Source organism: bacterium (genome assembly GCA_040755755.1).
Lineage (GTDB): Bacteria > SZUA-182 > SZUA-182 > DTGQ01 > DTGQ01 > DTGQ01.
In genome coordinates, this window is the sequence record JBFLZW010000013.1 from 53,030 (window position 1) to 70,636 (window position 17,607).

Consider the following 17,607-nt stretch of genomic DNA (forward strand, 5'->3'; position numbering starts at 1 on the left):
ACCCATCAATCCCTTTCCATTATGATTAAAGAGGGGAATTTGGGGAGGTGACCTATGTACGAGCGTATCGTAATTAATCCCAAAGTTTGCCACGGCCAGGCATGTATCAAAGGAACATGCATCCCTGTCCATCAGATCATGCGGATGTTGGCTAATGGAGATACCATTGAGGAACTCCTCCAAGAATATCCATCACTGAAAGGTGATGATATCCTTGCTTGTTTTGACTATGTTGCCTCATTAGCCGAAGAGCAGGTAACACCCCTCGATGGGCTGGTAGGCAACTTATGAGGATCTTTGCGGATGAGAATATACCTCTTATGACTGTTCGTGCCCTGCGTGAAATGGGACATGATGTTCGTGACCTTCATGGCACAGAAAATTAACCTCCACTCAACCTACCCGCCGATACTGTTCATGAATCGGCTGCACTTCATCGATGAGAGCTGGCTGTGGTCAGGCCCTTTTACCGGCTTGTTTTCAATTCCCTGGATAAAAAGCTGCCGCAGGTCCTCGTCACTTCCTCCCGACCGCAGGGCTGCTTTGATGTCAATCTCCTGATCGGAAAACAGGCAGCTTCTCAGTTTTCCATCCGCCGTTATCCTGATCCGGTTGCAGGTTGAGCAGAAATGATTGCTCAGGGGACTGATGAAGCCGATCTTGCCGGGGGCACCTTCAAATTGAAAGAGCCGGGCCAGACCATATTCCGGCTTGAATGCCGAGGAGGAAGGAGGCGGGGTGACAAGAGGGCGGTAGGCTTCGATGACTTCTTTTATTTCCTGGCAGGGGAAATAGTGCCGCTCCTGCCAGAGCTGGCTGTTGCCGATGGGCATGAATTCGATGAACCGGATGTGGAAAGGATAGGTAAGGCTCAATTTGGCAAGGTCCAGGATATCATCGTCGTTGATGCCCCTGATTATAACTGTATTGATCTTTATGGGAGCGAAACCGGCTTCCCTGGCCTTTTGTATCCCCTGTAAGACCTGAGGCAGCCAGTCCTGGCCGGTGATATCCTGATACTTTTTTCTGTTTAAAGAATCCAGACTGATATTTATCCTGCGCAGGCCAGCCTCGTAGAGATCAGAGGCCATCTGGTTCAGCAGTACCCCATTGGTGGTCAGGGCGATATCCCTGACTCCATCCAGCCGGGCGATAGACCCCACCAGATTGACCACATCTTTTCGAATCAGCGGCTCGCCTCCGGTGAGGCGAACCTTGGCGATTCCACAGGTGACCGCCACCTGAACCAACCGCACGATTTCCTCATAGGAGAGAATCTGCGACCGCTCAGGCTGACGGAGCTTCCCGGATGGCTGGCAGTAGATGCATTTGAGGTTGCACTTATCGGTGATGGACAGGCGGATGTAGTTGATCTGGCGCTGATGTAAGTCTAACATATCCTTCCCTTGCTATATCTTCCCCTGATTAAAATAACAGGTCATGGATTTCCCGTGCGAAAAGCCTATGGGCGGCAATATTCTATAGTATACCATCCTCTCTGGCACCCTTCCACAGTGGCGGCAGATATTTTTAATATTTTTGTTTGCTTTCTCCAGGCTCTATGGTAAAAAATATTGGCAAGCTGCGCGAGATTTTCAAGTTGGAACCACTTTCAGGAGGTGAGGACAACCAGTGAAAACCATTGTGATTTCAGGTGCCTGCTCTAACATTGGCAAAACCACACTGGCCAAAGCAGTCTGTGATGCCCTGCCCGGAGCTGTATTTGTCAAAATCGGCACCGGGGTGAAAAAAGAGGATTCTTTGGACATTCTGTATCCTTTCGGCACCCCTTTCCGGGATGTGGAGGCCGATCACAGGGGGGCAGACTTTTTAGTCATTGAAAGCAACCATATCCTGGCCGAGATTGATCCTGACCTTTGCATCTTTTTGGACGGACAGCGGGTAACACCCATATCTCAAAGGGACTTGCCGATGCATGAAAAGCCATCCGCCGCCTTGGCCAGGCAAAAGGCGGATATCGTCCGCGGACAGAAGGTGACCGGAGAGCAGGCAGCGGCTTTTTCCCGCAGGCTGGAGGTTCCCCTGGACAAGATGCACGAGCTGTGCTTTCTGGCTGGAGCGAATCCGGAGCCTGTCAGCGCCATCATCATGGCCGGGGGAGCAAGCTCACGGATGGGCAAAAACAAGGCCCTGCTCAGCATAGCCGGGAAAAGCATGATCCGGCATATCTATGATACTTTGCAGCCGCTTTTTGATGAAATTATCATTTCGGTCTCGAAAAAAGGGGAACCGCTGATTCCTGATGCCAATAACGTGGTTACCGTGATCGACCTCAAGCCCGGACAGGGGCCGCTGATGGGGATATACTCAGGTCTTTCGGCTTCATCAAGCCGGGTGAATTTCGTTATTGCCTGCGACATTCCCACCATCGACCTGCCTCTCATGAGGAAGCTTCTTTCCTGCTCATGCCGGTATGACATTGCCGTTCCGTCATTCAAGCCGCAGGAATTTGAGCCGCTTTTTGCCGTTTACACCAGAGAAGTGACCAGGACAGCCAAAACTCTTCTGGATCGCAATCAAAGGAGGATTGGCGAATTGTTTCCTCTGGGTAAGACGAAAGTGGTGGAAATTGCAGACTGCCGCTGGTATGCAAACCTGAACACACCTCATGATTATCAGTGCTTTATTAACGAAAAAAGAGAGGGGGATGAATAAAATGATTTACTTTGATGATGCCTTGCAGATAGTGCTCTCATGTGCATCAGCCCCATTGGATAGTGAAGAGGTCAGCCTGACCAGGGCATTGGGAAGAATCCTGGCCGCAGATATCACTTCTGACATGGATATGCCGCCCTTTGACAAATCGGCTATGGACGGCTATGCCTGCCGTGTTGCTGACCTTGACAGGCCATTGAAAGTAATTGAAACCATACCGGCGGGGTATCAGCCCCGCCTGGCAATCAGCCAGGGAGAATGCTCGAAAATCATGACCGGGGCCATGATTCCCGAAGGGGCCGATTGTGTGGTCATGGTTGAACACACCCGGGAGGAAGAGGATGGATTTATCCGGGTGATGAAAAAAGATGGGCCGCCGAACATCAGCCGCAGAGCAGAAGACATTCAGCAGGGGGATACCGTATTGAAGCGGGGAACCCGGATAACCCCCGCCGAAATCGCGGACCTGGCTTCGGTCGGGTGTGATCCTGTTCCGGTTGTCCGAAGGCCGGTAGTAGGGGTTTTAGCCACAGGTTGTGAGCTGGTTGAGCCCACGCAAAAACCCAACCCTGTCCAGATCAGAAACAGCAACAGTTATCAGCTCTGCGCCCAGGTAGAGCGGGCAGGATGCCTGCCGCACTACTTCGGCATAGCCGAAGATAATCCTGAGACCATTGACCGGATGATCAAACAGGCATTGGCAGAATCCGATGTCGTTCTGCTGTCCGGCGGTGTATCAATGGGAGATTTCGATTTTGTGCCTGAAATTTTAGAGCATAACAAGGTTGAGATTAAATTCAGAAAGGTGGCGGTAAAGCCCGGCAAACCGGTTGTTTTCGGCACCCTTGACAGTAGCCGGGGAGGTAAGTATTTCTTCGGCTTACCGGGGAATCCTGTTTCAACCTTTGTTTTATTCGAAGTTCTGGTCAGACCTTTTCTTTTCAGGCTGATGGGGAGTTCCGATCAGCGGCTGCGGATTACGGCCAGGCTCAGAAAGAGCCTCAAGCGGAAAAAAGTGGATAGAATGGAATATATCCCTGTTTCCCTGGCCTCTGACGGGCTGGTTGAGCGCGTCGACTACCACGGCTCTGCCCATATCCATGCCTATACCGGGGCTCATGGGATAATTGCCCTGCCTATCGGAGTCGCAGAAATCAAGGAGGGGAGCGAGGTTTCAGTGCTGCTGATAAGCTCTTGAACCTTGCCTCATCTTTTTTGCCCGTTTTCGACTGCTGGCAGACGGTTGAAGGTCCCCTTAAGGCGTAAGGATCAGAAAACAGTTCCCGTCTGATAGATGGATAGGTTTATGGTTTTTATATACCGGAGCTGGTGAGGCATATCTCACTGAAAACTTATTTTTCAGTATTAACTTTTATTCAGAAATTTTTAGCTTGTAACTAAACCTGAATTTGATATAATGAGTCCATTACCTGATACCTATACGGATCTGACCGTACTTTTCAAAAAGTTACTGCCCCCATGATTCATCGAGAAAAACCAGGACAGAGGAGCATTGAATTTCTTACCTTCAGGATGTTAAAAGAGTTTACTATCCCTTTGTTAGGTGCCATTCGATGAACCTGTAAAAAGGTTCATCATTTCTCAAAGAACCCAGCTCATCTGAGAGAAACGTGTGTCCCAGACTTTTTATATTTTGGGGGCTGAGGAGTGTTACTCGACAAGGACGTTTTTTCAGCTTGTGAGGATAAGAGCAGGGTTTTAAATCAGTTATATTACGTAAGTATGAAAAGAAAGGAGTGGAAATTAGCCGCAAGAAGGAATAAGAGGGGGAAAGCAAGCTTGACTTTTCACTAAGATTGAATTGTTCTTCATTCAACAGGTTAAGGGGGATTTTTATGAAAAAGCCATCTAATCTTAAGATATTGTTAGTAACTTGCAGCTTATTCCTGTTCTTCAGTCTGCTGATCTTCTCCGGTGCGCAGGCTCAGCTGCCAATGACCACCTTCAGCCCGATCATGACCATTACTCCTCCCGCGCCGGGGACAACCGCACCGACAACTACACCCACCGTAAGTCCTTTCCTGATGCCGACTCTGCCTACCTTTGGTGGATTAGGCACATCAGCCGCTACCTTCATGCCGGTTGTACCCATTGGTTTCCCGACTGCTCCAAGCTGGTCAACTACAGGCACCACCCTGATGCCGACTGTGCCGACATTCGGCGGGTTCGGCTATTATGGCAAACCACCTGTTTCTCCCGTCGTTGGCGGAGGATTAGCTGGCTGGTTTGGGAAGGCTACTATCGGGCCTACCACAACACCAGGGCTCATGACCTTCGTTCCTCCCACTCCATCTACACCGGGAATTATGCCTTTCCTCCCAACAACTCCAATCGGCCTGATGACTGCTTTCTCCACCCCTGCGGTTATGCCCTTCAGCCTGACTGGTTTTGCCGCGGTTATGCCTATCGTTCCACCTCTTCCTGTTGTCCCGACCGCTGTTGCGCCTACTGCTGTTGTTCCGGTCCTTCCTCCACCGACCGTTGTTGCGCCTACTGCTGTTGTTCCGGTCCTTCCTCCACCGACCGCTGTTGCGCCTACTGCTGTTGCTCCGGTCCTTCCTCCACCGACCGTTGTTGCGCCTACTGCTGTTGCTCCGGTCCTTCCTCCACCGACCGTTGTTGCGCCTACTGCTGTTGCTCCGGTCCTTCCTCCACCGACCGTTGTTGCGCCGACCGTTATCGCTCCGACAGTAGCTGCTCCAACTGTTATCTAGTAATATGATGCCTTCCAAGGAGACAGGAAGGCCAAACGACCTTATAACGTGCCCTCAATTCGGGCTTCAGGGAAAAAGTGATTTCGCTAGAGCAGTGAAAAATAAAGCGATTGAATGGCCGAAAGGTATTTTTTTATTATATTTGTAAGTCAAGCTTACTCAATCCCCTCTCTATGACTTACCTGATATGCTCCTGGTCACCGGCTCAGGGAAACCAGGAGCATTTCTTGTATCTGCTCCGGTCAGTATCCCTATCCATTCAACTCTCCGTTTGCTGAGGTCTTAGGATCAACCTGTTTTTTTCGCCGGAACGATTTCAGGAGATTTTTTATTGTTATCGGGCTTGTTTTGATGTCGAAAAGAATCCTCTTGCGAAAGATGGAAACCGGACTGATGAATTTTATAAATTCCGAAAGATCCATATCCTCTTTAATGGTAAGTTTCCTCAGGTTAAATGGATTGTTACGCCGGTTGTTGGTACCAACATGGTTCCCAAGGACTGCCTTATAGCCTGCATTCTGAGCCAGTGTTTGTGTCCTTTTATCGAGAAAGTCATTGGCCGGGATGGCCAGGTATTCAACTTTTCCATCGATGATATCCTCAATCAACCTTTTCGATTCACAGATTTCCCTCATAAGTTCCTCTTCGGAGAGTTTTGAGAAAGGACGCACGGACAGCCCATGAGAGCCGATCAGGATGTTACCCTGAGACATTTCGCTTAACTGCCGGTTGGTGAGAGGCAGGTCAATTCCCCTGAGCGGTGCAAAGACTTCCGATTTGGGGTCTGGAGTAACCAGCATGGCGGCTGGGAAATCATACTTTCTGATAATTGGATAGAGGTGAAGATAATTACTCAGATATGCATTGTCCAGAATAATCAGGAGCGGTTTGGAGGGCAATTTTTGCTTTTTCTCCTGGCAGGCAAGCAGATCATGGATGGAGATAGCCTGGTAGCCGTGATTGAAGAGGTAGCCTATCTGTTCCTCGAAACGGATACTGAAGCTCAGGTAGATTACTCCGGACTTTGATATCCCCCGGGTCAGGAGCGAAGAAGGGCGCTGATAACACAAAGTAAGGATTCGATCTTTCCTGAATTCCTCCCGAAATGTGTCCAGGAGGTAGAGAAAGATAAGAAGCACAGAGATAGAACCCACTATCAGAAGTATTTTGCTGCAGATCTCCGACATAGAACTTTTCCTTTTCAGCTTTCACCTGGACTTTTCAAAACAGTCGAGAACGAATTCTACCCTAAAAATCGAAAACTGACAATGATGATCCTTGAAAAAAATTCCGTGCACAACTGCCTGATAAAAAAATAACCGGAAGGAGAGGGATAAATCAACCGAAAACAGTAAAAGAGGGCACGGCATTTTTATCTTAACTCGGGTCTGAAGAAAAATTTCAATAACTAAGGGGGATATGGCCTCCGTGAAAAGGATAGGGATAGCTTTCCATGAGGAGAAAGCGATTCGTGATGCTCCTCTTTTTCCTCCATTTCCTTTCATTTCCGTTGCACTCTCCGGGAGAGAAGGGGGCAATGGCTCAAGAGCCCTTCAATCAGCAGGACGCCGGTTTGCGCCCCCAAAGTGAAGAGACCATTCGCAAGGCTTTTGATTTGGCCGGACAGATTCACTATAGTCATTTCCTCTCGGGTAAGAACGAAGATGCCGGGATATCCCTATTGGAGCACCATTATCCGGAAGATAGAAGTGATCCGACTGACCAGATACAAATGTGGATTTGGGGAAGCCGGGAATTGGGGAAATCTCACTTATCCTGGAAGATCAAGAGCTTTGCTCAAACAAATAGTTCAGAGACGGAGAAGAAAAGCGAGGTTGAGGAAGCCTGCATCACCTGGCCATTGCATTCCGAGCTTCGCTTGTCTGCGGGTCAAAAGGTTTTCTCCTGGGGAAAAGCCCGTGCATGGAATCCTCAGGCTTTTATCGATTCTCCTCACGACCCTCTCGATTCCGACCCCTCTCATGACGGACTGGTCTTTGGCGGCTTCGAGTATGGACAAAAATACCCTCCGGGGCCTGATCCTCTCCAGGAATTAACCTTTACTACCCTGATTTTTCCTGTCCAGGAAAGGGTCAACGAAGAATTCGGCCAGCCGAAGAACTGGAACCTGGCAGGAAAGCTTTCCCTCCTGTTCTGGAATACGGAGATTGATTTTGTAACCCTGAAAGGGAAAAGCCGTCCGGAGCGTTATGGCTTCAGTTTTTCCCGGCAACTCCGTCCCCGTTGGGAATTCTATGGGGATTTTGGCATGATCCCGAACAATGAGAAAATCTTTCTCGACCAGTCCGGAGATCTGTGGGAAATCAGCTTTCCGGCCATCTACTCTCTGTGGGGGCTTCAGTATGAGGGGGGAACTGTCCGCTGGACTGGAGAATACTACCGCAACAAAGCAGGATTTACCCCGGAGGAGATGCGCAGCTACTATCAGTACCTGCACAGGATAACCGACAGCCAAACGAAGGGAGGTAATAACGAGGCTCTGGCAAGGCGACTGATGACCCTGACCCGGAAATACTACCATCGCCCTGACCTGATGCAGGTATATGCCTATACCGAGATACTGAAAAGAGGGTTCTTGTGGATTAAGCATCTCACCTCTTCCCTGGCCGGAGTCTGGAACCTTCAGGACCAAAGCTATTGCCTTTGCCCGCAGTTCCGGTACGATTCACCGCTCAACCTGAGTGTCGGATTGCAAGGTACATTCGCGGGAGGAAAGCCGTTTACCGAATTTGGGGAGAAGGCCATCCGCTGGTCTGTTGAGGCATCACTGACATACTCTTTTGACCTTCTCATCTATTATCGCTCCAGTCCGAACAGCCCCGGTCGATATCTCAGGGAGCGGGACCGATACCCAAGGGAAGCGGGCCAGTCATTACGAAAGCCGGACCACTATCCGGATGAGCCGGGCGCATCATCAAATGCACCGGCGGATCATAATCCGAGGGAGCACGACTACGGCTCCCCCGGACCCTTGGAACCGGACCAAAACTCTGCCGGTTCTCTGAGATAAGGAAGGAGGCTTGATTAGATGGTTCTCAACACCGCCAGATAAGCATTGACCAATCCGTAGCCATAGTACTGGTCCCAGCCCACAGTTCCCAGGTCAGTGGCGCTCGTTTCCAGGGTATTGACCACCTGGAGAGGAGTGAGAGGAAGCGTGCTTTTACTGATGATCAGGGCAGCAACTCCGGAGACCAGGGCAGCGGCAGGAGATGTCCCCTCCATAAAATAATAATAAAAGGTCGTATAGTTAGGAGAGGCAAAGGTCTGCTGCAGGATGCCATCGCCAAAGCCATCGAGGTTCTGATCAACGGACAGGTCCCCGCCGGGAGAACAGACATCGACATAGATGCCGTAATTGGAATACAGAGGTCTGGTGTAGTCATAGCGGATGGAGCTTACCGACACACACTCCGCGTAGGAGGCAGGATATTCCGGGACACTGGAGCCTGCATTACCTGCTGAGCAGATAATGGTCACACCGGCGTTATAGGCATATGTTACCGCGGCGTGTTCGGTTGCGCTTGTACCCGGTCCTCCGAGGCTCATATTGATGATTCGTGCTCCATTGTTGGCGGCAAAATAGATGCCGTCCGCTTCGGCGCTGATTGCCGTAGAGCCAAGGTTATCCATAACTTTAACCGGCATGATGGTCGAATTGAAGGCCACCCCGGCCACTCCCAGAAGATTATTGGTAGTCTGAGCAATGCATCCGGCCATGTGAGTTCCATGTCCATAGTCGTCATCTGGAAAAGCATCGAGATTGACAAAATCATAGCCGGGAGCAAAAAGTGTTCCGGCAAGATCGGGTGCCTTGGCATAGACTCCCGCCGTTTGATAAGCCACGCCGGAGTCGAGGAGTGCCACCATCGCCCCGATACCGGTGCTGAAATCCCAGGCAAAGCTGCAATTCAGCCTGGGCAGATGCCACTGATAGGTATAGTAAGGGTCATTGGGAATAAGGTGAGCATAGCGATAGAAGTTGGGACTGCAATAGAGGACCGAAGGCTCCAGGGAAAGCTGCAGAGCCATCTCCAGTACGGGAACAAAACTTGGTATAGCCAGGAGCTTGAAGCCTGCATAGGGGCTGGTGTATATCTCCTGGCACTGATGGACAGCATAGACCCTGCCCATTTCAGCCGCAGGAGTGCCGGGCCGGAAAGTGACCAAAATCTGTCCGGGTACATAGCTTGGCTGTCCGGGAATATACGAGTTAAGTGATGCTAGAATGGCCGGGGGTCCCATCCGAAGCTGACCGGTATCCACCCCCGTAGGCCCCCCGATCGGGAGAGCCGGAAGCGGAGTAAAAGCGACCGAAGCCGCACTACGCCCCGCAGCAGCCGTAGGGGCAGGCCAGAAGGGATCGACAATGCTCTCCAGGGTCCAGGGTGAGGATGGAAGATAAAATGGCACAGTTGAGCTTCCAGGCAAAGGTGACTGAGCAGGGGACAGAGGGAATCGCGAGTAAGCGGGCAGGGGAGGTGCCATAAGTGTAGATATCCAGGGCAAACTATACTCCTGGAGAAGGAGCCCTGATGAATCAGGCCATACCGAAACAGAATAGGCAATATCGGCCAATAAAAGAAAACTTATTGTTAAAAAAATACCTGCTACCATAACCCTCAACAAAAGACATCGCTTAAAAAGTTTCATTTTTCTCATCTCACACCTCTTATGGAATAAACTGATCTTATGCATTAGCTCTGAAATTCGGTACTGTTTCTCAATCGTAATCACTCACTCCTCCTCCCACCCTTTTCCCCCGCCGGAGAGAGAGGGGAAGTGTGAAGGAGCTATGAATGACTACCCCAATCAGGTAAACAAACTCGGTTGATATTTTATTGTCAGGGAAGATATAAAATGTAAATATACTTGAATTACAACCAGTTACAACCGATACAGGATGTGCATTGAATATGAGTATAGTACTGCTTCTTCAGCTACGGCGGCTTTTCACCCGCCGGGTTGCCCGGTGATCCTTATAAAGTTTAACATGGTAGGGGTAAAAAAAGCAAATTCTTGAAAACTAAATTTTAGGGATCGGTGGAAAGGTTTTATTGGCCCTGCCCGGCTCAGGCTTCGTCGGAGGGCTAATCCTGTGCCTGCCCTCTCAGTCGTGCCCAGGTAATGCCCAGATATTCGTAAAATACCCGTTCCGCTTTCCGAAGGTTTCCGGCCTTTGGAAAAAACGTCCCGACACTGAGCATTTGCGCATCCTTTGCCAGGTGTCCTGCAGGTGCCGGAACAGGATTCATTCCAAGCCTTTTAAACATCGCCATCGACCGTGGCATATGCGAGGCCGAGGTCACGAGAATAAACCGGTCCTGGCGGACAATCGGCTTTATCAGCATGGCCTCATCCCAGGTATCTTTCGATTGAGATTCAAGGATAATATCCCGCTCAGATACCCCAAGCTCCTGAGCTACATCTGCCAAAACCTGAGCGTGGGAAACCGGATCAAATAACTGTCCGCCGGATAGAATAAGCTTGCTGCCAGCATGCTTTCGATATATCCGGATCCCCTCGACCAGACGAACCAGAGCATCTTCGTCAAGCTGGCTGGTTATGGGGATATTCGGGTCCGAGTAGTGCCCAGAACCAAGAACAACGATAAACTTTATCGGCTGTCCGCTTCCCGATGGGGATGAGGATCCAAGCTTGTACGGCTCGTACTTCCTTTCGAGGGGCTTGAGCAAACGGTTTGATACTCCACCGAAGCTTAAGACCAGCATAAGGAGCAGGCCGATAGTTACCAATATCTTCCCGGCCCGCTGTCTTCTGGTAAACCAGAGGAGAAACAAGCCGATGAGGGAAAGCTCAAGAATCAGGAACACCGGGAATAATAACTGGGAGATGATTTTTTTGAGGATGAAGAGTATGTGCATGGTTTTTAATTTTTAATCAGACCTTGAGGAGAATTTCTTGGATTATCTGGATATTCAGCTTCGAAATCATAAAAATATCAGTATACCAGAGATAACAAATATTTTTCAAGTGATATCGGCGGGGAGCAGAGACCGACATTCTCATAATGTAATCTGGTAAAAAGGAAAAGCCTGTGCAGGCTTATATTCCCTGCACAGGCTTTCCAGGGTAATCAGAAGAGAGTTCCTATCTTTGTCCGATAGGAGCAAATTACCAAAATCGCTTATAATGCAGCAGCGGTAGCAGCGGGGGCTGTTGTTGCCGTACTTGCAGGCGGAGTAACAGTTGTTGTTGTCCCGCCGAGTAAGCTGTTCAGTCCGGATAAGCCAGCGAGGCTGCCCATCATCGAATAGGGATTCATCATCATGCCGCCAAGACCAAGCCCACCGTAACCCAGGCCGCCTAAACCGCTCAAACCACTCAGACCGCTTAAACTACCAAGTCCAGACAGACCGCTGAGGCCGCCGTACAGGCCACCATACAGGCCGTACACACCACCCAGGCCGCCTAAGCCGCCGTACATACCACCCATCATCATATAGGGGCTGACCAGGCCAGATCCAAGCCCGCTCAAGCCGCCGTACAGACCAGCGGTACCAGTCAACCCACCGAGGCCGCCTAAGCCAGCCAGTCCGCTCAACATATAAGAGTTTGTCAGTCCGGTTCCAAGACCGCCTAAACCACCGTACATTCCACCATACAGGCCATACATACCGCCCAGGCCGCCTAATCCGCCATACAGGCCGCTCAAGCTGCTCAAGCCGCTGAGGCTGCCTAATAATCCACCGTACAGGCCTCCATACATCCCGCCATACATACTCCCCAAGCCGCCATATAGACCTGCATAGCCTCCCAGGCCTGAATAACCACCCAGGCCGGCATAACCTCCGTATGAATACCCAGGATATCCGCTCATTAATGTGCTGTACTGTGCATAGCCAGGACCGGAAGAAATCAGGATAAGTCCAAAAGCGATAACTGCTGACAAAACCATAGATTTTACACTACCTTTACAAACCATGTTCTTTAACCTCACCTGTTACTGTAACATTAGCATTCGAAATAGTAAAATAGAGAGAAATACCATTACCGCAAAGCCTGTTTGTCCCCATTCGCCAACTCAGCACTCTCCACAAGTCGAGTCTTCATTGGCTTACGTAAAACACCACCTTCCGTCTTCCCTTTAGCATTTCGCCAGGGATAATCTACCTTTGTAAGGCTTACTGCAAGGACTGTCTACTGCATCTTGGAAAAGAAATAATAAATAAATAAATAAGAGTACAGGCAACCTTAATCGACAACTTTTCTGGAATAACAAGGCTCCTTATATTGAGGATATGTATATATGGACGGATACTTTGATTGGCGATAAGAATGGAACCCCAAAGCGGCCCCCCACGTTCCCGGAGCAATTATTTTACTCAAGTTTTAATACAAGACGAAGGATCATCCGTTCGACTTACGGAAAAAAATTAATTTCCCGGCGACTAATCCCTGCTTCCGGGGAAATTATCTTCGGCCCGTGACCGACGGACCCCGGCGAGGTCTCCGATAATGAAAGAGAGGGATATCGAAAATGGAGGAAGCACCCCTGCATTGAAAAAGGAGCTTTGACCGACACATGAACGATCGTTCCCTTCAGTACTATCTGGTAGTACGGCCCCTGTCCGAAGATCCTGCTCAGGTGGAACCGCACCTTGATTCCCTGACTGCTGCGACCGGGCTGGATCGGATGACTTTACGGCAGAAGCTGATCGGGGCTGCGCTGCGGGTCCTGAAGGTTCATCATGAGCAGGCTGCTTTGGAGGAAATGTCCCTGAAGCTGAAATCGTGCGGTCTTTCCTCCGCCGTGATCGGCAAGCACGAGATGGGTGAGGTAAAAAAATATCTTCGCGCCTCGAGCCTCGAAATCAAACAAAAATCCATCACCTTTCTCTCACCCCGCTCTGAAGAGATTCTCTCTCTTGACAGCTCCCGGAATTGCCTCATTGTTCTGGCCACCATGAATTTCAAGCGGCTTCAGGGGAAACGCCTGGTCAGACTGGCCATGAACGCAGGAGGCCCGATTCCTGTGCCGGAGATACTGTCCTATATCTTCCGCAATAACCCTGTCATGGACATCTATGTTGACGGGTTCGATGCACCGATACGAATTGACAGCACGAAATTTAATTTCAGTTGCCTGGGCGAGAACAACAAGTACGCAACCGTTCATAACTTTCCCTCAATCATCAAGGAGATCGGACGGATTTCGCCTTCGGTGATTCTTGATTCCGGTTTTGGAGAAAGCGAGCTGCCCATCCTGAACTGGCTGGAGCAGGCTGACGAGGCACAGTTCAGGGAGAAATTTGCCCTGTATTCCAGCTTTGTCTATCTGGCCTACCAGCGGGGGCTTTTCACCTTACCGGAGACCGTGAAGGGAACCCGGCAAGATGCTGATTCCATAATCAGGGAGATGAACGGGGTCATCTGGGCGGGACCTTTGATGCTGCTCAAAAGCCTTGATCAGCAGCAGCCTGCAACCAGTGAAGAGCCTTCCAGCCGGAAAGAAACCGGCATTCTTCCTGCTCCCCCGGATGGAATCAGGGTTTCTCGCCCCGCGCTGAGTCTGGTTTCCCTGCCCGGTCTGCTCAATTTCCTCCGGATTGACTGGCGATGGGTCAAAACTCTTGGTCCACCCGTTCTGATCTACCCCTTGAGCATGGCTATAATACTCTCCTTCGGCCTGGCTTATGCACTGAAAAGACCGGAACCTGTCTCTCTGGGACTGCTTTCTCTGGGACTTATCCTGTTTATCCATTCCTTTGTCCTTTTGCAGCGAAAGAAAATCATAGAAAACTGCCCAACCAGCAAGATACGCTCAATGCCCATGGGGCAGGTTGAAATCAAGGGGCATGCCCGGCAAAAATATTATCTGAAATCTCCTCATACCCTGACTGACTGCGTTTATTACTCGTATAAAGTCTATGAGAAGGTGCGAAGGAAGGACGAATACCGGTGTGTATTGAAAGAGAGCGCCGACAGCGGTCTTGTTCCCTTTTATCTGGAGGACGAGACGGGAAAGGCTCTTGTCCTTCCCGGTGAGGCCATTATCCATGCCGGGACTTCCCAGACCATGCTGGGGGACCCCCTGGTGAAGATCTTCGGGGCAAGTCCTTCTTGTTCCGGCACCGAGCGGGAAATCGTTGAGACCGTTATTCCTGTCGGTCAGCCTCTCTACGTGATCGGCTTTGCCCGGCGACTGAAGGTAAGCAGTCAGGAAAAGAAAAAGATGCTGATCGAAAAAATCCGCTCTCTGAAGGCGGACCAGGGCCGCCTGAAGCAGTACGACCTTGACCGTGATGGCACGCTGAGTCAGGAAGAGTGGGATGCGGCCAGAAAGAAGATGGAAGAGGACGTGCTGCTGGAAGGACTGAGCGATCAGGAAAGCACGAATGATACCGTAGCTGTCGGCGAAAATCCCCTCGGCGGTCTTTTCTATATTTCGGACAGGGGGGAAGAGCGGATCATCAGATCCATGGCCTGGAAGATACCCCTTGCCTTTTCCCTGGGTATGGCAGGCACGGTCGGCGGGGTCCTTTACCTGATGAAGTTTGTCCAGAATAAAGCTCTGCTGCTGGTCCTGAAAGGGTTCTTCCGCCTGTGAGCAGTGAGGGGAGTAAAGTGGTCAGTGGCCAGTGGTCAGTGGTCAGTTATTAATAAAGACAGTCTGCTGGATTCTACCTCATTTTCCATCCATTAAGGGGGGCTGGATATGGTCAGTACGATAGTCATTGTTGTCTCTCTGCTTCTCATTGCAGCCTTGGTTTTTTACTTTGTGAGCGTATATAACGGCCTGGTTATCGTTAAAAACAACGTTGACAAATCCTGGAGCAATATCGATGTCCTCCTGAAACAAAGGCATGATGAGCTTCCCAAACTGGTCTCGGTCTGCGAGCGGTACATGAAGCATGAGGCAGATACCCTGGAAAAGGTTATTCAGGCCCGTTCGATGATGGCCAGCGCCCGGACCATGGATGATCGGGGGAAAGCCGAGAGCATGCTCACCGGAGCGCTCAAATCGCTCTTTGCCGTCTCCGAAAGTTACCCTGAGCTTAAGGCTGACAAGAGATTCGGCCAGCTCCAGAGCAGGATAACGGAGCTTGAAAACGAAATCGCCGACCGAAGGGAATTCTTCAATGATAGCGTCAATGTCTATAACATCTGCCTGGAGAAGATCCCTGATGTCTTTGTGGCCAGACTTCTGAACTACCAGCCCAGAGACCTGTGGCAGATAAACCCGCAGGACCGGGAGGACGTGAAGGTTGTCTTTTCGTATTGAGGGGAGAGGCAGATTACCCCTCTCTTCGAGTAACAGTTATTTGGTCCATAATCTTAGCTCCAGAAGGAAGTTCACTAAGCCCCGGCCAGTCCCCAGCTCTTGCAGATGCGCTCAAATAATCACTAAACGCTTCACTGGCTTGTCTGTCAGCAATGACTGCATAAATATGGCTCTTCCGTTACTCCTTTGTGCCTCCCTAATACTTGGAGTTCACCTATGGGGAAACCGCTATATATGTGATAGACATCACACCATGGTGACAGGGTAGAGCAACAGTATGGTGGGGCTAAAATGCCTCATCACTGCCATGGGGGAAAAATCAACCAGTCTATCTACTTGGGTAGTTACGGTTTTTCTTTTTGCTTTTGCCTCTCTTGCGTTCTTTTTACAGTGTATGCTATAATAATTACAGGCATATTTTATATTTTATTGATAGAGAATCAAGGCGAAAAGCTGAAATTGGGTATGGTAGAATTCTTAACAAATCCTGTTTTTAAATATGGCATCCTTCCCATAGGGAGTGCGATGTTGGGTATAGCTGTTAAATATGCCAGTAGAAACGACCAATACGCCAAGTTCAGGAAAGAGGATATCGCAGTAGGACTTGACCTGACCCTTACTGCTTGTCTTATGTTTGTCGTTCTTACCACAGATCGTGCAGCGAAATTACTCATTGCAAATCGCGGTTTAGCCGATTTATTAAACAGGCACCCTCTCGATACTGTGGTTGCTGCTGAATTACAGGCAAAATCTCAGTTATTATCCAGTCAGATTGCCAGTTCAGGTTGGGTGATAGCTCTTATGTTTTTAGGTCTTGGCGGATTATCTACAACAGTCAGGAAATGGGGCTGGAATTCGGAAACAGAAATGAATCCCATCATGGGAATTGCCATCCCTTTAATTTTTGGAATAGCAGCAATAATTGGAGTAATGGCTGGGGCAGCTCAATGAAGATTAAATTTAATTCGATGCTGGATTTAATATCGATTGGAGGGGGGGTAGTTTCTTTTGTAGGGTTATTAACGACAATTATCATACGGTTTAAGATGTCAGATAAGGCATTAATTTCAGCAGTCTCTGCTGGAGTATCTGTCTTATTGGCTTTTTTGAGTGGCCTCTATAGTCAACAGTTAAGTAGGGGATTATCTAAATTATCACATATCAAGCGGGTATTCTTATCCTACCCCAGTGATTTTGAAGTATACGCCACGAGAGTTGCTCAAGCTCTGCGTCACAATGGGGCAAAGGTTTGGATTGCCGAGGAGCGTATAAAGCCCGGAGAAAAAATAGAAGAAAAGATTTCTCAAGCTATTGATGATGCAGACAATGTTGTCGTTTTCCTGAGTAAGGGAATATCTCCCAATATGCTCCATGAAATCAATATTGCAAGGGCAAAAAGAAAAAGGATTATTCCTGTACTGCTTGAATCAGTTGAAATTCCGGCTGATATACAAGGTTTGCGATACATAGATCTGCGTGAAAATAAAGAAGATAACCTTCAAGAGCTCGTAAGGGCAGCTAGTTAATAATTCTCGTCGCTCTCATTTATTAGACACCATCCCTATGGTAAGATAGGGCTGATCAAATATGTTAGCCATTATGTCAGCCATCGGATTCATGCTCTGTCATTCCCGCCTACGCTGGAATGACGGGATTGGAGCTTTTGAGAAGTATTTGGTGGGGCAAGAGCCTGGAAGTACCTAAGAGATTTGGTGGACACAAGCCCCACCCTACGTTCAGGGTCACGAAGAGCAATAGCTCAACACCTCTGGGTTTGTATCCCACCGAACACCCTGAATGTAGGGTAGGGCTTGTACCTGCCTGACACCATACACTACCATACCCTGTAGCCCCACCAGATACCTCGAAGTGTCTTACGTCTTTTCCCTGTTTTCCTGGTGCCAGAAAGTATGGTGACTGATAAATGGG

Annotated in this window: 14 protein-coding genes; 9 read left to right on the top strand and 5 right to left on the bottom strand. The window is 49.5% G+C overall.

Annotated features, from left to right (window positions below; translation table 11 throughout):
* Positions 1-54 precede the first annotated feature (54 nt).
* Entirely contained in the window at positions 55-291 is a 237-nt protein-coding gene (locus tag AB1611_04755; GenBank protein ID MEW6378898.1) for a DUF433 domain-containing protein, read from the top strand.
* 107 nt (positions 292-398) lie between these two features.
* Here the strand turns inward: AB1611_04755 and moaA are convergent, their stop codons facing one another.
* Positions 399-1,397 carry a GTP 3',8-cyclase MoaA gene (moaA, locus tag AB1611_04760; protein ID MEW6378899.1) on the bottom strand — a complete coding sequence of 333 codons (999 nt, stop codon included), beginning with the start codon at positions 1,395-1,397 and terminating at the stop codon, positions 399-401.
* 235 nt (positions 1,398-1,632) lie between these two features.
* Here moaA and AB1611_04765 point away from each other — a divergent pair, with 235 nt between their 5' ends.
* The 3 genes from AB1611_04765 (at position 1,633) to AB1611_04775 (ending at position 5,411) form a co-directional block, all read left to right on the top strand.
* A complete protein-coding gene (locus AB1611_04765; GenBank protein ID MEW6378900.1) occupies positions 1,633-2,676 on the top strand; it encodes a molybdenum cofactor guanylyltransferase in 1,044 nt (347 codons plus the stop codon).
* A gap of 1 nt (position 2,677) precedes the next feature.
* Entirely contained in the window at positions 2,678-3,874 is a 1,197-nt protein-coding gene (gene glp, locus AB1611_04770) for a gephyrin-like molybdotransferase Glp (GenBank protein MEW6378901.1), read from the top strand.
* 658 nt (positions 3,875-4,532) lie between these two features.
* Positions 4,533-5,411, top strand: a complete 879-nt coding sequence (locus AB1611_04775) for a hypothetical protein (protein ID MEW6378902.1) — start codon at positions 4,533-4,535, stop codon at positions 5,409-5,411.
* Positions 5,412-5,662: 251 nt separating this feature from the next.
* On the opposite strand, the gene AB1611_04780 is transcribed toward AB1611_04775, so the two are convergent.
* Positions 5,663-6,598 carry a polysaccharide deacetylase family protein gene (locus AB1611_04780; GenBank protein ID MEW6378903.1) on the bottom strand — a complete coding sequence of 312 codons (936 nt, stop codon included), beginning with the start codon at positions 6,596-6,598 and terminating at the stop codon, positions 5,663-5,665.
* A 350-nt stretch (positions 6,599-6,948) separates the two neighbouring features.
* On the opposite strand from AB1611_04780, the gene AB1611_04785 reads away from it, so the two are divergent.
* Complete coding sequence (locus AB1611_04785) at positions 6,949-8,442, top strand: hypothetical protein (protein MEW6378904.1); 1,494 nt, start codon at positions 6,949-6,951, stop codon at positions 8,440-8,442.
* Between the two features lie 14 nt (positions 8,443-8,456).
* On the opposite strand, the gene AB1611_04790 is transcribed toward AB1611_04785, so the two are convergent.
* From AB1611_04790 to AB1611_04800, 3 genes are all read right to left on the bottom strand, one after another.
* The gene (locus AB1611_04790) at positions 8,457-9,845 is read right to left on the bottom strand and encodes a S8 family peptidase (GenBank protein MEW6378905.1); all 1,389 of its coding nucleotides are present in this window, start codon (positions 9,843-9,845) and stop codon (positions 8,457-8,459) included.
* A gap of 677 nt (positions 9,846-10,522) precedes the next feature.
* On the bottom strand, positions 10,523-11,317 hold the full coding sequence (gene elyC / locus AB1611_04795) for an envelope biogenesis factor ElyC (protein MEW6378906.1): 795 nt from the start codon (positions 11,315-11,317) through the stop codon (positions 10,523-10,525).
* A 263-nt stretch (positions 11,318-11,580) separates the two neighbouring features.
* Positions 11,581-12,351 (bottom strand): hypothetical protein, encoded by a 771-nt coding sequence (locus AB1611_04800; GenBank protein MEW6378907.1) that lies wholly within the window; start codon positions 12,349-12,351, stop codon positions 11,581-11,583.
* Positions 12,352-12,978: 627 nt separating this feature from the next.
* Between AB1611_04800 and AB1611_04805 the strand changes: the two genes are divergently transcribed.
* From AB1611_04805 to AB1611_04820, 4 genes are all read left to right on the top strand, one after another.
* Positions 12,979-15,003, top strand: coding sequence for a hypothetical protein (locus AB1611_04805; GenBank protein MEW6378908.1), 2,025 nt, complete (start codon positions 12,979-12,981; stop codon positions 15,001-15,003).
* Positions 15,004-15,111: 108 nt separating this feature from the next.
* The gene (locus tag AB1611_04810; GenBank protein ID MEW6378909.1) at positions 15,112-15,678 is read left to right on the top strand and encodes a LemA family protein; all 567 of its coding nucleotides are present in this window, start codon (positions 15,112-15,114) and stop codon (positions 15,676-15,678) included.
* 336 nt (positions 15,679-16,014) lie between these two features.
* On the top strand, positions 16,015-16,629 hold the full coding sequence (locus AB1611_04815; GenBank protein MEW6378910.1) for a hypothetical protein: 615 nt from the start codon (positions 16,015-16,017) through the stop codon (positions 16,627-16,629).
* Complete coding sequence (locus AB1611_04820; GenBank protein MEW6378911.1) at positions 16,626-17,204, top strand: toll/interleukin-1 receptor domain-containing protein; 579 nt, start codon at positions 16,626-16,628, stop codon at positions 17,202-17,204. Before AB1611_04815 ends, AB1611_04820 begins: the two co-directional genes overlap by 4 nt.
* The last annotated feature ends 403 nt before the right edge of the window (positions 17,205-17,607 follow it).

What these genes read in the sequence shown, in the direction of transcription:
- AB1611_04785 (MEW6378904.1), top strand. Translation starts at nt 6,949, where the DNA reads ATGGCTCAAGAGCCCTTCAATCAGCAGGACGCCGGTTTGCGCCCCCAA.
- AB1611_04820 (MEW6378911.1), top strand. Translation starts at nt 16,626, where the DNA reads ATGAAGATTAAATTTAATTCGATGCTGGATTTAATATCGATTGGAGGG.
- AB1611_04755 (MEW6378898.1), top strand. Translation starts at nt 55, where the DNA reads ATGTACGAGCGTATCGTAATTAATCCCAAAGTTTGCCACGGCCAGGCA.
- AB1611_04810 (MEW6378909.1), top strand. Translation starts at nt 15,112, where the DNA reads ATGGTCAGTACGATAGTCATTGTTGTCTCTCTGCTTCTCATTGCAGCC.
- elyC (MEW6378906.1), bottom strand. Translation starts at nt 11,317, where the DNA reads ATGCACATACTCTTCATCCTCAAAAAAATCATCTCCCAGTTATTATTC.
- moaA (MEW6378899.1), bottom strand. Translation starts at nt 1,397, where the DNA reads ATGTTAGACTTACATCAGCGCCAGATCAACTACATCCGCCTGTCCATC.
- AB1611_04780 (MEW6378903.1), bottom strand. Translation starts at nt 6,598, where the DNA reads ATGTCGGAGATCTGCAGCAAAATACTTCTGATAGTGGGTTCTATCTCT.
- glp (MEW6378901.1), top strand. Translation starts at nt 2,678, where the DNA reads ATGATTTACTTTGATGATGCCTTGCAGATAGTGCTCTCATGTGCATCA.
- AB1611_04800 (MEW6378907.1), bottom strand. Translation starts at nt 12,351, where the DNA reads ATGGTTTTGTCAGCAGTTATCGCTTTTGGACTTATCCTGATTTCTTCC.
- AB1611_04775 (MEW6378902.1), top strand. Translation starts at nt 4,533, where the DNA reads ATGAAAAAGCCATCTAATCTTAAGATATTGTTAGTAACTTGCAGCTTA.
- AB1611_04805 (MEW6378908.1), top strand. Translation starts at nt 12,979, where the DNA reads ATGAACGATCGTTCCCTTCAGTACTATCTGGTAGTACGGCCCCTGTCC.